This window comes from Geothrix sp., assembly GCF_030219325.1.
Taxonomy (GTDB): Bacteria; Acidobacteriota; Holophagae; order Holophagales; family Holophagaceae; genus Geothrix.
This window is the reverse complement of sequence record NZ_CP126625.1, coordinates 1,181,646-1,194,820: the sequence shown is the minus strand read 5'-3', so window position 1 is coordinate 1,194,820 and position 13,175 is coordinate 1,181,646. Positions and strand designations below refer to the sequence as shown.

The 13,175-nt window shown below is 68.6% G+C and carries 11 protein-coding genes; 8 read left to right on the top strand and 3 right to left on the bottom strand.

Annotated elements, in window-relative coordinates:
• Window positions 1–114: 114 nt before the first annotated feature.
• The 5 genes from QOZ81_RS05315 to QOZ81_RS05295 all read left to right on the top strand — a co-directional run bounded on the left by QOZ81_RS05315 (window position 115) and on the right by QOZ81_RS05295 (window position 6,074).
• A complete protein-coding gene (locus QOZ81_RS05315; RefSeq protein WP_291200491.1) occupies window positions 115–1,893 on the top strand; it encodes a M1 family metallopeptidase in 1,779 nt (592 codons plus the stop codon).
• Window positions 1,894–1,911: 18 nt separating this feature from the next.
• On the top strand, window positions 1,912–3,966 hold the full coding sequence (locus tag QOZ81_RS05310) for an OPT family oligopeptide transporter (protein ID WP_291200494.1): 2,055 nt from the start codon (window positions 1,912–1,914) through the stop codon (window positions 3,964–3,966).
• Window positions 3,967–4,033: 67 nt separating this feature from the next.
• The gene (locus tag QOZ81_RS05305; protein ID WP_291200497.1) at window positions 4,034–4,663 is read left to right on the top strand and encodes an RNA polymerase sigma factor; all 630 of its coding nucleotides are present in this window, start codon (window positions 4,034–4,036) and stop codon (window positions 4,661–4,663) included.
• Window positions 4,660–5,247 carry an anti-sigma factor family protein gene (locus QOZ81_RS05300; RefSeq protein WP_291200500.1) on the top strand — a complete coding sequence of 196 codons (588 nt, stop codon included), beginning with the start codon at window positions 4,660–4,662 and terminating at the stop codon, window positions 5,245–5,247. The genes QOZ81_RS05305 and QOZ81_RS05300 overlap by 4 nt, the downstream gene beginning before the upstream one ends.
• The gene (locus tag QOZ81_RS05295) at window positions 5,244–6,074 is read left to right on the top strand and encodes a hypothetical protein (protein WP_291200503.1); all 831 of its coding nucleotides are present in this window, start codon (window positions 5,244–5,246) and stop codon (window positions 6,072–6,074) included. Before QOZ81_RS05300 ends, QOZ81_RS05295 begins: the two co-directional genes overlap by 4 nt.
• A gap of 18 nt (window positions 6,075–6,092) precedes the next feature.
• Here the strand turns inward: QOZ81_RS05295 and QOZ81_RS05290 are convergent, their stop codons facing one another.
• The 3 genes from QOZ81_RS05290 to QOZ81_RS05280 are packed head-to-tail and all read right to left on the bottom strand — an operon-like array spanning window position 6,093 to window position 9,033.
• The gene (locus tag QOZ81_RS05290) at window positions 6,093–6,869 is read right to left on the bottom strand and encodes an inositol monophosphatase family protein (protein ID WP_291200505.1); all 777 of its coding nucleotides are present in this window, start codon (window positions 6,867–6,869) and stop codon (window positions 6,093–6,095) included.
• 2 nt (window positions 6,870–6,871) lie between these two features.
• Window positions 6,872–8,368 carry an SDR family oxidoreductase gene (locus QOZ81_RS05285; protein WP_291200507.1) on the bottom strand — a complete coding sequence of 499 codons (1,497 nt, stop codon included), beginning with the start codon at window positions 8,366–8,368 and terminating at the stop codon, window positions 6,872–6,874.
• Window positions 8,365–9,033: an adenine nucleotide alpha hydrolase gene (locus QOZ81_RS05280; protein ID WP_291200510.1), complete on the bottom strand. Its 669-nt coding sequence runs from the start codon at window positions 9,031–9,033 to the stop codon at window positions 8,365–8,367. The genes QOZ81_RS05285 and QOZ81_RS05280 overlap by 4 nt, the downstream gene beginning before the upstream one ends.
• Before the next feature lie 343 nt (window positions 9,034–9,376).
• On the opposite strand from QOZ81_RS05280, the gene QOZ81_RS05275 reads away from it, so the two are divergent.
• The 3 genes from QOZ81_RS05275 (at window position 9,377) to QOZ81_RS05265 (ending at window position 13,169) form a co-directional block, all read left to right on the top strand.
• A complete protein-coding gene (locus tag QOZ81_RS05275) occupies window positions 9,377–9,922 on the top strand; it encodes a NifU family protein (protein WP_291200513.1) in 546 nt (181 codons plus the stop codon).
• Between the two features lie 95 nt (window positions 9,923–10,017).
• The gene (locus QOZ81_RS05270; protein ID WP_291200516.1) at window positions 10,018–11,007 is read left to right on the top strand and encodes a GAF domain-containing protein; all 990 of its coding nucleotides are present in this window, start codon (window positions 10,018–10,020) and stop codon (window positions 11,005–11,007) included.
• A 194-nt stretch (window positions 11,008–11,201) separates the two neighbouring features.
• Window positions 11,202–13,169 (top strand): alpha-ketoacid dehydrogenase subunit alpha/beta, encoded by a 1,968-nt coding sequence (locus QOZ81_RS05265; RefSeq protein ID WP_366082984.1) that lies wholly within the window; start codon window positions 11,202–11,204, stop codon window positions 13,167–13,169.
• Window positions 13,170–13,175: the final 6 nt, after the last annotated feature.

Genomic DNA, 13,175 nt, shown 5'->3' with positions numbered 1-13,175 from the left:
CCAAAGGCCATTCCCTACGCAGGCCCCGCATCGCGGGGCCTGCGCCGTTCTGAGCGCTTGTGACTGGCACGAACGATCAGCCATGGGATCATGGGCGGTTCCCACGAGGCCCCCATGCATCGCCCCGATCCGCATTCCTACTACGATGCCGCCCAGCCCAAGGCCCGCCGGCTGCGGCTGAAGCTGGCGGTGGATTTCAAGGCCAAGCGCATCGACGGCGAGGTGGTCCTGGAATTCGGGAAGACCTTCGGCGGCCCGCTCGATCTCGACACCAAGGGCCTGGACATCCGCACGGTGCAGGTGCCGGGCCACGGTCCCGTCGCCTGGGAGCTGGGCGAGGCGGACGCCATCCTGGGCCAGCGCCTGCGCATCGAGGTGCCCCAGGACTCCCAGGAAGTGGCCATCACCTATGCCACCGGCGCCGACGCCATGGCCCTGCAGTGGCTGGAGCCCGAACAGACCGAGGGCAAGGTCGCGCCCTACCTCTTCAGCCAGTGCCAGCAGATCCATGCCCGCACCATGGTGCCCTGCCAGGACACGCCGGTCGCCCGCATCGCCTACCAAGCGGAAGTGACGGTGCCCGAAGGCCTCACCGCCGTGATGTCCGCTGGACCAGCCGGGGATGAGTCGCTCGGGAATGGCCGCCACCTCTACCGCTTCAACATGCCCCAGCCCATTCCGTCGTACCTGATGGCCCTGGCGGTGGGACGGCTGGAATCCCGCGAACTCAGCCCCCGCGCCCGCGTGTGGGCCGAGCCGGAAACCGTCGCCTCGGCCGCCTGGGAATTCGCGGGCGTGGAGGACATGATCCTGAAGGCCGAGGCGCTGTTCGGGGCCTACCCCTGGGACCGTTACGACATGCTGGTGCTGCCGCCCTCCTTCCCCTATGGCGGGATGGAGAACCCCCGCATGACCTTCCTCACCCCGACCCTCCTGGCGGGCGACCGCAGCCTGGTGGACGTGGTGGCTCATGAGCTGGCCCACAGCTGGACCGGCAACCTCGTCACCAACGCCAGCATGGAACACTTCTGGCTGAACGAAGGTTTCACGGTGTGGGCGGAGCGGCGCATCCTCCGCACCCTGCACGGCGACGACGCCGCCGCACTGGGCTGGGCCATGGGCCAAAAGGCCCTGGAGGACAGCCTGGCCCGCTTCAAGAACGAACCCCACCTCACGGTTCTGCGCATGCACCTGGAAGGCATCGATCCGGACGATGCCTTCTCCAGCATCCCCTACGAGAAGGGCGCCCGGCTGGTGGCGGCCCTGGAGCAGGAGGTGGGCGAAGAGCGGTTCCTCCGCTTCATCCGCGACTACATGGACGCCTTCCGCTTCACGTCCATCACCACGGAGCAGTTCTGCGCCTTCGCGGAGGCCAAGCTGCCCGGCGCCCTGGAAGCCGTGAATGCCCGGGCCTACCTGGACCAGCCCGGCCTGCCCGACACCGCACCGGAGTTCCGCAGCGCCCAGCTGGACGGCCTCACGAAGCTGGCAGAGAGCTGGGCGGCAGGGGGACGGCCCAGCGCCCAGCAGATCGCTGGCTGGAAGCCCGCCGAGTTGCAGGTCTATCTCCAGAAGCTGCCCCGCCAGCTGACCCAGGCCGACTGTGCCTGGCTCGACGAGCACTTCCAGCTCATGGGCCGCGGGAATCACGAGATCCTCGTGGAGTGGCTCACCCTGGCCGCCGCCGCGGACTACGAGCCGGCCTTCGCCCGCATCCGGGAGGTGCTCCTGCGGGTGGGCCGCATGAAGTATCTGCGCCCCCTGTACGGTGCCCTGGGTGGATCACCCCGCACCCGTGCCCTGGCCCGCGAGATCTTCGCCGCCGCCAGCCCCGGCTACCACGGGCTTTCGCGCCGCGTGGTCCAATCCGTCCTCGAAGCCTATTCCGCCTAGCGCCCCCCAGGAGCACCCATGTCCCACGGATCCGAACCCCAGGAGATCAAGGGTCTGCCCGCGAACGCGCGGCGGGCGCTGGAGCCCGGCGAGGCCTACGTGCCCCTGGTGCCCCAGGATGGCCTGCCCGAGACCACGCCCCGCGCCATCGTCCTGGGTCTGATCTTCTGCGCCATCTTCAGCATGGCCGCCGCCTACCTGGCCCTGAAACTGGGCCAGGGCATCGAGGCCGCCATCCCCATCGCCATCCTGGCCGTGGGCCTCAGCCGCTTCTTCCCCCGCAAGAGCACGATCCTGGAGAATGTCATCATCCAGTCCATCGGCGCCAACAGCAGCCACGTGGTGAGCGGCGCGGCCTTCACCATCCCGGCCCTCTACGTGCTGGCCAACACGCCGGGCAGCGGCGTGCCCAATCCCACCCTCTGGCAGGTCTGCCTGGTGAGCTTCCTGGGCGGCTGCATCGGCATCCTCTTCATCCTCCCCCTGCGCCACCACTTCATGGTCGAGAACCACGGCATCTTCCCCTGGCCCGAGGCCACCGCCACCGCGGAGATCCTGGTGACGGGCGAGAAGGCCGGCAACCAGGCCAAGGAATTGGCCGTGGCCGCGGGCATCGGCATGCTGTATGACTCCCTCACCAGCGTCTTCCGGGTCATGGGTGAGAACCTCACGCTCAAGACCGTCTGGATCGGCACCGCCCTGCGCGAACGCTTCTTCGCCTTCAACTTCCTCAACAACGCCGCCACCCTGGGCATCGGCTACATCATCGGCCTGCGCTACAGCGCCGTCATGGCCGCCGGCTCCATCTTCAGCATGTTCGTGCTGGTGCCCCTCTTCCACGCCATCGGCCAGCACGTGCCGCTCATCATCGCGCCGGGCACCAAGCTCATCGCCGACATGAGCCCGGAGCAGGTCTTCTTCTCCTACATCCGCATCATCGGCGTGGGCGCCATCGCCGGCGCCGGCGTCATGGGCGTCCTCGCCTCCATGCCCAACATGATCCGCTCCATCATCAGCAACATGAAGGCCCTGCTGGCCGGCGAGAAGCCCGGCGCCGAGGCCGTCGCCGTCGCGCGCACCGACCGCTCCCTGCCGGGCGGCATGATCGCCACGGGCCTGGTGGCCTGCGCCCTGGGCATCCTGCTCTTCCTCTCCTTCGGCCTGGGCATCAAGGATTCCCTGGTGCCCGCCCTGGTGGCCACGGCCGTCATCATGGTCATCGCCTTCTTCTTCGCCCCGGTGGCGGCCCGCGCCATCGCCACCATCGGCACCAACCCCATCAGCGGCATGACCATGCTGACCCTGGTCATCACCGGCGGCCTGATGCTGAAGCTCCACTTCACCGGCGGCTACGGCATGTTCCTCACCATGATGGTGGGCGGCATCGTCTGCACGGCCCTGGCGGCCTCCGGCGCCTTCAGCACCGACCTCAAGATCGGCCACTGGATCGGCGCCACGCCCGCCCGGCAGATCGCCTGGAAGTTCGTGGGCACCTTCGTGGCGGCCCTCTTCACGGGCCTGGCCATGTGGCTGCTGGCCAACCAGAAGCTGCCGGACGGCGCCTACGCCATCGGCACCAACGCCCTGCCCGCCCCCCAGGCCAGCGCCATGAAGGCCATCCTCGAAGGCATCTTCGGCACCGTGTCCATGCCCCTGCGCTGGTACGCCTTCGGCCTCGGCGTCATGCTCTCCATCGTGCTGCGCATGGTGGAGCTGCCCGCCCTGGGCTTCGCCCTGGGCATGTACCTGCCCATCGAGCTGAACACGCCCCTCTTCCTGGGCGGCCTCCTGTCCTACTGGGTGAACCGGCCCAAGGCCGGCACCAGCGAGGCCGACGCCAAGGCCCGGGAGAACCGCGGCGTGCTCATCGCCAGCGGCCTCATGGCCGGTGGCGCGATCATGGGCGTCATCGCCTCGGCCATCAAGGCCAAGGACGCCTGGCGGGACGGCTTCCCCGTCCTCAGCGCCCATGCCGCCGAGGGGGCCCTGGGCGAGTGGATCGGCCTCGGCGCCCTCATCGCCCTCTGCCTCTACGTCGTCGTCTACAGCCGGCGCGCCAAGGGCGAGGCCTGATTCTCAAGCTTCCAGTCAACGCTTTGCCCGCTCTCCCGGTATGGATAGGTGAGGGAGGAATCGTGACGTGTTTCCGGGATCCAAGGCCGCGCTGATGGACGAGGGGTTCGCCTCCCTCCCGGAAGCCCCGGCGGAGGATCCGCTGGCGCCGCTCATCCAGCGCATCCTCGGCGGCGAGGTGGACGCCTTCGAGGACCTGATGGCCCGCACCGAGGCCCGCGTCCTGGCCCTGGCCTGGCGGATGCTCGGAGACCGGCACCTGGCCGAGGATGCCGCCCAGGAGACCTACCTCCGGGTGTTCCGGTCCCTGCACACCTTCCGCCTAGGCGAGCGCTTCGAGGCCTGGCTGGTGCGCATCGCGGTGAACGTCTGCCGTGACCTGGCCCGCAAGCGGGGTCCCCTGCCCGTGCCCCTCGACGCCATGGACACCCTGCCCGGTGATCCCGCGGCCGCGGATGCGGAAGAGACCGCCCTGTTGTACCAGCGCCGCGCCCTGGTGCACCGAGCCCTTGAAAGCCTGCCCCAAGCCGAGCGCGCCGCCCTGGTGCTACGGGACCTGGAGGGCCTCTCCACGGAGGAAGCCGCCCGCATCCTCGGCGTCCGTCCCGTCACCATCCGTTCCCAGGCCGCCTCAGCCCGCGCCAAGGTCCAGGCCTTCTGTGCCCGCCTGTTGCATCCCCACGGAGGCCGTCCATGACACTCCATGTTCTCGATCAGCTTCCCCTCTGGGTCGAAGGCGACCTGGACGCCACGGACAGGACCGCCGTGGATCACCACCTCGCCCAGTGCCCGGACTGCCGGTCCGCCGCCGAGGATCTGCGCGCCAGCCAGATCCAGCTGCGGGAGGCGATGGCCTCGCCCTTCGACGCCGCCGATCGGGAGCGCCTGCGCCACCAGCTGATGGCGCAGGTCCGCGCGGAAACGGCTGCCAAGCCGCCCCGCCGCCTCATTCCCCGCTCCGCCCTGCTGGCCGCCTGCGCCGCCTCGCTGCTGCTCACCGTTTTCCTGTGGCGCCAGGGCCCTACCATTGCGGTTCCACAGCCCACGGCAGCTCCCAGGGCCCCCCGACAGCCTCCGCAGCCACCTTCGACGATGGCCGTCCGGCAGGATCCGCCTACGCCCCATACCCGAGGGCCCGCCGCCTCCCCACGGGAAGCTTCGCCCGCGGCCGGCCCGGCCCGCATCGAATTCCAGACCGCCGATCCCACCATCCGCATCATCTGGCTGGCCCAGAGCAAGCCCCTGCCCGACACAACCCCATCCACGGAGGAGAAATCATGACCATCATCCGCACCCTCGCCCTCGCCACCCTGCTGGCCTCGGCCCTGGTGGCCCAGGCGCCCCCCGCCACGCCCACTGCGCAACCCCATCCGACCGAGCCAGATCCCGCCATCTTGAAGGCCATGCGGAGCAAGGTATTCGTGATCCAGCACCGGGATCCTTTCCGGTTGCAGATGAGCCTCGAACCTCTGGGCAGTGGCACCAGGGGGGCCAGGATGAGCTGGTCCAAGGATGAGGGCTTCAGCACCATCACCGTTCGGGATTTCCCGGAAAACCTCGCCGCCATCGAGGAGGCGATCAAGCGCCTGGACACACCCCCCGCCATCCAGAAGGCCACGGACATGGAGCTGACCCTCCACGTGCTCTTCGCGTCGAAGGGATCGGTGCAGGATGGGAATCTGCCGCCGGAACTCCTGGACGTGGTGAAGCAGCTGAAGAGCACCTTGACCTACCGCGGCTACGCGCTGGCCGCCAGCTTCGTCCAGCGGGTGCAGGTCCTGGACAATGCGAGAAGCGACACCTCCGGACTGGGCTATGTCCTGCCGGGCGCGCTGGGCAACGCTGAGGGCAAGGATGCTCCCCGCATGAAGGTGGAGTGGCGTGCCCAGGGGCTCCGGCTCGGGGGCCAGGGCGAGGGGCCCTCCACGCTGGAGGTGGGAACCTTCCGGTTCGATCTGGAGGAGGAGGCCACCACCAAATCGGGCACCCTCGCGAAGTTCAACACGCCCATCTCCCTGCGGGAAGACGAGCGGGTGGTCGTGGGGACCTCCGTGGTGAAGGATCACGGCGTCGTCGTGGTGCTCACGGTCCACCGGGTCAAGCGCTAGGTTCCGGCGCGGACCAGCCTACCCGCGCAACTCCGTCAGCAGCCCAGGTTGCACCCCTGGCGTCCCCGTCACCAGGCTGCCACTCGCGAACCAGGTCTGCCCGCCTTCCCAATCGGTGATGATCCCGCCGGCCTCCTGCACCAGCAGGGCGCCGGCGGCGATGTCCCAGGGCTTGAGTCCCAGCTCGAAGTAGCCGTCGAAGATGCCGCAGGCCACGTGGGCGAGATCCAGGGCGGCGCTGCCGGCGCGGCGGATGCCCTTGGCGCGGGGGAAGACGCGGCCGAGCGCGGCGTTGAACATCGGCCAGCGGTCACCCAGCTGAAACGCGAAGCCCGTGGCCAGGAAGGCGCCGTCGAGACCCGCCTGCTGGGAGACCCGCATGGGCCTGCCGTTCCAGGTGGCGCCTTGGTCCCGCACCGCCAGGAAGCAGTCCCCGCGGAGGGGATCCAGCACGCAGCCCACCACGGGGCCGACCGCGTCCCACAGGGCCACCGACACGCACCAGTGGGGGAAGCCCTGGACGAAGTTCAGGGTTCCGTCCAGGGGATCGACGATCCAGCGGATCTCGGCGCTGCCATGACTCCCGCCTTCTTCGCCAAGGAAACCGTACTCGGGGAAGCGGTGAGCTAGCTCGGTGCGGATGGCGGCCTCGGCGGCGCGGTCGGCCTCGCTCACCACGTCGTTCTTGGTCTTCTCCGTGATGGTGGCGGGATCGAGCTTCCGGAAGAAGCCCAGCAGCACCTCCCCGCCGGCCTGGGCCGCAGCCACGCAGGCCTCCCGTTGTGCGTCGTACATGGTCACCGTCCTTGCCTCGATTCTCCCACGGCGGCCTCGGCGCGCTGCTTCAAGGTGCGGATCAGGACCGGGAACACGAGGATGTGGAAGGGCAGCGAGGCGTACCAGTACAGCAGGCCCAGCAGGCCATGCGGTTCGAAGAAGGCTGTCTGCTCCAGCCGCGAGCCCGGGCCTTCGGGCTTGACCATGAACTGCAGCCAGGCGTTACCGCTGATCCGCATCTCGGCCCGCAGGCGGAGGAGGTGGTCCGGCTCCAGGGCCTCCACCCGCCAGAAATCGACTGGGTCGCCCGCCCGGAGCCGGGTCGGATGGCGCCGTCCCCTTCGCATGCCCATGCCTCCGAGGGCGCGGTCCAGGAAGCCCCGGATCTGCCAGAGCCAGTTTCCCGCAGGCCAGCCGCTCTCGCCGCCCAGGGCGCAGAAGGTGTCGAACACCACTTGGGGTGGCGCCTTCACGTGGCGATGATGCCGCTCCAGCAGCATGCCCTCGTGGGAGCCCAGCTCCCGTCCTTCCGGCTCGCCGGAGAGGCTGGAGGCCCAGGTGGTCTCCACGGCATCCTCGTCCAGGCGCTGCAGGGCCAGGGCCAGGGCCTCGCGGTAGCTGAGGGGCTGCACCCGGAACACCTCCAGGGCCCGGGCGTCCCGCACCACCACCTCGGTGCCCATGCCTTCGACCAGGGGTCCCGCGAGCTGCAGGGGGATGGGCGTCACCAGGTCCACCCAGAGCACCGACAGCACCGGCAGCGGCACGTTCATGGGCAGGATGAGGCGGCGCAGTCCGCGGGCCTCGGCATAGCCCAGCATCATGCTCCGGTAGTCGAGCACGTCCTGGCCGCCGATCTCGAAGATGCCGTTCACCTCCGGGTGTTCCAGGGCCTCGATCAGGTAGGCCAGCACGTCGCGGACGCCGATGGGCTGACAGCGGGTGTTCACCCAGCGCGGCGTGATCATGATTGGCAGGCGCTCGGTCAGGTGGCGGATCATCTCGAAGCTGGCGCTGCCGCTGCCGACGATGACGGCCGCCCGGAATTCCAGCACGGGCACGCCGAGGGAACCCAGCGCGGTCCCCACCTCATGGCGGCTGGCCAGATGATCGCTCCGGTGCCCGGTGGCGTCCCCCAGGCCGCCCAGGTAGATGATCCGGCGCACACCGGCCTTCGCGGCGGCCTCCGCGAAGGTCTGGGCCTGCCGCAGATCCCGGCCCCGGAAATCCGGGCTGTCCTCCCCCATGGCGTGCACCAGGTAGTAGGCCTGCGCCACGCCTGCGAGAGCGGCTTCCAGGGACGCAGGGTCGGAGACATCTCCCCGCGCGAATTCCACCCCCGGCCAGGGCCGGCCCGCCAGCCGCTGGGGATTTCGGGACAGGCAGCGCACCCGGTGGCCCGCCGCCAGCAGCCGCGGGATCAGCCGGCCCCCGATGTAGCCCGTGGCGCCCGTCACCAGGACGAGGGGCCGGCCGGGATCCTCGAGGAGGGCTCCAGGGGCCTGGACGCCGTTCACGCGGGCACCAGATCTGCGAAGACGAAACCATCCCGCTCCACCACCTCGCCGCGGCGGATCGCCACCGGATGCTGGAACATGGGGCCGTCCCAGGCGAAGGTGTGGAACTCGCCCCGCTCGCCGCAGGGATCCACGCCTGCTGGCAATGCCGCCAGCAGGTCCCCATCGAAGTCGCGGCCCGCAAAGGCCGCACCGAGGACCTTCGGATCCACGCAGGCGAGCGTGGCCTTCAGCCCCGCCCCGATCATGTCCCGGGCCAGGCGGGCCGTATCCGGCTCCCAGATGGGGAAGAGGGGCTCCAGCCCGGTACCAGCCAGCTTCTGGATGCGGTAGTCCCGCACATCCTCCAGAAAGAGGTCGCCGAAGGCCATGGCCTCGATGCCCTGAGTCACGGCTCGGACGCAGACCTGCGCCATGCGGGCCTCGTAGGCCTCATTGGAGCAGGGCCAGGGCAGGGGCACTTTCCAGAGCGGCAGGCCCGTGGCTTCGGCCTGGGTCTCCAGCAGAACCTCCCGCACCCCGTGCATGGCCACCCGGTCGAAGGCCTCATTGGTGGTGGTGAGCAGCCCCACGACCTCCACCTTGCCCTGCAGACGCAGCACATGCAGGGCCCAGGCGGCATCCTTGCCACTGGACCAGCTGAGGATGGCCTTGCGACGGGTCATGGGGTCTCCAGGCTTAGAGTGCCTAACAAAACCCCCACGGGGCCGCGCGAGGGTCGCCGGGCGAGCGAGGCGAGGAACGCGAGTCAAAGCGTAGCGGGTACTACGCGCGACGAGCGTGACGCGGCATCGCGACGCCCGCCGGCCCTCGCCCGGAGGGATGAAGCCAGGCAGGTGCCCCGCGGCGTCAGGTCCCTTGAACAACGAACCACGTTGCCCTGCGGGCCCTTCCTTGCGGTGCATCCTGCCTGGCTTCATCGCGGTCTCGTCGGGGTGTTGTTAGGCACTCTTAGTATGGGCCCTCGTAAATCCTGACGGATTTGGTAAACTTTATCGGGAGACCGCCATGCCCAAGGTCATCAACATCGAACCCACGCCCAATCCCGACGCCCTGAAGTTCCTGGTGCATCCGGCCATCCTGAAGGCGGGTTCCCGATCATTCAAGGATTTCGGAGCCGCGGTGGGTGATCCCCTGGGTTCCTGCCTGTTCGGTCTGGGCAAGGTCACCTCCGTGTTCTACATGGACCGCTTCGTCACCGTGAACAAGGAGCCCTCGGCAGAGTGGAGCGACCTCATCGATCCCATCTGCGAGGCCATCGAGGATCTGCGCCTGCCGGACAACGACACGGGCGAGGCCGGGGGCCAGGTGACGGGCGGTGATTCCGCGGCCGTCCTGGAGCGCATCAACCACCTGCTCGACACCCGCATCCGCCCCGGGCTGGCCGGCGACGGCGGTGGCCTGGAGGTGATCTCCTTCGACGGCCAGACCCTCCAGATCAGCTATCACGGTGCCTGCGGCTCCTGCCCCTCTTCCACCAGCGGCACCCTGCACTACATCGAGGGGCTGCTCCAGGAGGAAATCAGTCCCAGCCTCCGTGTGGTCAGCTGGTAGGACGGAAGTCCCAGGTTCCACCTTCTCCCCAGGTAGGGGTTGCGCCCGGCAAAAAGGCGGGCACCCTAAAGGCACTTCCGGAGATCCGCGTGGTGGTGGCCAAACCCGTCAAGCGTCGCACCGGCACCGCGGATCACCTTGCCTCGCTGTCCGAGCTGCTGCACGACAGTCGGACCGACTCGGCCCGGCTCTTCGAACACGGGCTGGCGCTGCTGGTGCAGGCCCTCGGGGTGGACCGGGCCCTCCTCACCCGCATCACCGGGCTCGGCCACGAGGTGTTCTGGTGGTCGGTGGCCCCCCGCGCCAACATGGACCGCATCTTCGAGGCCCCGGAAAAGGGCTTCTGTCCCTTCGTGATCGCCCATCCGGACCGCACGCTCACGATCCCCGATGCGGCCAGGGAACCCCGCTGGCGCAAGTCGCCCGGCCATCTGGAACTCGGCATCCGCGCCTATGCCGGCGTGGCCCTGAAGGTGGGGGACCAGGCGGTGGGCACCCTCTGCGTGCAGCACCACGCCCCCCGGCCGTTCACCCGCGCCGAGCTGGCCCTGCTGCGCACCATGGGGCATCTCATCGCGCGGACGCTGGAATCCGAGAACCTCAAGCGGGAGCTGCAGGCCGCCCTCGACGCTCTGGAACTGAGCAGTGCCATCGTGGAGGACAGCGCCCTGCTCAGCGCACGCTCGGGCCTCCCCAACCGCCGCTACCTGGACATCTGGCTGCGCTCCACGCTCTTCATGGCCCGGCGGCGGCGGGAACCCATGGCCCTCGCCCTGTGGTCCCAGCCCATGCTTCCGGGCACCAAGGGCCGGCTGGCCACGGTGATGAACCACCTCCGTGGCGAGGATCTCCTGGTGGAACTGTCCACGGACCAGTACCTGCTGCTCCTGCCGCACACCAGCGATTCGGGCGCGGAAGTACTGCTGTCCCGCCTTCGCGCCACCGTCGGAAACCATCCGACCGGAGCCACGCTATGGCTTCCGGACGGCAAGGACATGACCATGAAGTCGGCTTTGCGTCGCGTGGCGAAAGCCTTTACGGACGCCAATCGAGAGGGTTCCGCCCTCCTCTGGAACCACGGCTGAGTCCTGCGCCCAGGTCTGCCGGTTGGCCCCGTCCGCGGGTCCATGGGATGATGAAAGGCTCTGGTACAGCCGGTGAGAGTCCGGATCTTTGGAGGTGGATGTTGGACACTCCGACCCTGGTGAAGACGGCCCTCAACGCGTTGGATGGCCGCGAAGGCCCCAGCCGCGAGGATCTCTGCCACTGGTATGAGCTGATGCACCTCGGCCGTCTGCTGGACGACAAGGCCCCGAACTACCTGAAGCAGGCCATCGGCTGGTCGTACCACGCGCCCTGCGCCGGTCATGACGGCATCCAGCTGGCCGCCGGCCTGTCATTCCGGCCCGGCCGCGACTTCCTCTTCCCCTACTACCGCGACATGCTCACTTGCCTGGCGGCGGGCCTCACCCCCGAGGAGATCATCCTCAACGGCATCTCCAAGGCCACGGACGTCGCGGGGGGCGGGCGCCACATGAGCAACCACTTCGCGAAGCCCTCCATCGGCATCCAGAACGTGTCCAGCCTCACGGGGAACCACACCCAGCACGCCGTGGGCCTGGCCCGCGCGGTGAAAACCTATGGCCGCGACAGCATCGTCTTCAGCAGCCAGGGGGAATCCTCCCTGTCCGAAGGCTACTGCTTCGAGAGCATCAACGGCGCCGACCGCGAGCAGCTGCCCGTGGTGTTCGTCGTCCAGGACAACGGCTACGGCATCTCGGTGCCCAAGCGGGACCAGAGCGCCAACGAGCACATCTGCGACAACTTCAGCGGCTTCCCGAACCTCCGGATCATCAAGTGCGACGGGCTCGACTTCCCGGATTCCATGCGGGCCATGGAGGAGGCCCTGGCCTACGTCCGTACCGGCAAGGGACCGGCCATGGTCTACGCCACCTGCGTGCGCATCGGCAGCCACTCCAACTCGGACCGGCATGAGCTCTACCGCGACGACGCCGAACGCGCCGAGGCCAAGGCCAAGGATCCCCTGCCCCGCTTCCGGGCCTACTGCCTGGAGCACGGGCTCAGCGAGGATGAGCTGAAGGCCATCGAGATCGACAACCAGGCCCGCTACCTGGCCGCCCATGACAAGGCCATGGCCGCGCCCAATCCGGACCCCGCCAGCATCCACGACTTCGTCATCCCCGAAGGCTGGGTATCGGAGCAGTACCCGGATGGCACGCATCGCGAAACGGGCGAGACCCTGAGCCTCATCGCGGCCCTGAACCAGACCCTCAAGGAGGAGTTCCGGCACAATCCCGACACCTTCATCTGGGGCCAGGACATGGCCAACAAGGAGAAGGGCGGCATCTTCAACGTGTCGAAGGGGCTGCAGCAGGAATTCGGCGAGAAGCGCGTGTTCAACGGCCCCATCGCCGAGGACTACATCGTGGGCACGGCCAACGGCTTCGTCCGTCTCGACGACAAGATCCGCGTGGTGGTGGAGGGTGCCGAGTTCGCCGACTACATCTGGCCCGCCGCTGAGCAGATCGTGGAGACCAGCCACGACTACTGGCGGAGCAACGGCCAGTTCTCGCCCAACATCACCATCCGCATCGCCTCCGGCGGCTACATCGGCGGCGGTCTCTACCACTCGCAGAACGTGGAGGGCTGGCTCACCACCCTGCCCGGCATCCGTGTGGTGGTGCCCGCCTTCGCCGACGACGCCGCGGGCCTGCTGCGCACGGCCCTGCGCAGCCGCGGCACCACCCTGTACCTCGAGCCGAAGTTCCTCTACAACGCGAAGATGGCCCACGCCACCATCCCCCTGGACTTCGCCGTACCTTTCGGCAAGGCCCGCGTCCGCCGCGAGGGCACCGACCTCACCATCCTCACCTATGGCACGCCGGTGCACTTCGCCCTGGAAGCCGCGACCAAGCTGGAGAAGGAGGGGAAGTCCGCAGAGGTCATCGACCTCCGCAGCCTGAGTCCCCTGGACACCGGAGCCATCATCGCCTCCGTGAAGAAAACCCATCGCGTGCTCATCGCCCACGAGGACAAGGTCTTCGGCGGCTTCGGCGGCGAGCTGGCGGCCATCGTGGCTTCCGAGTGCTTCCCCTGGCTGGATGCCCCCGTGGAGCGGGTGGGCTCGGAGTTCACCCCCGTGGGCTTCAACCGCATCCTCGAGCGCGCCACCCTGCCCAACACCGACAAGGTGCTGGCCGCCGCCAGGAAAGTCCTGGCTTTCTAGGAGGTC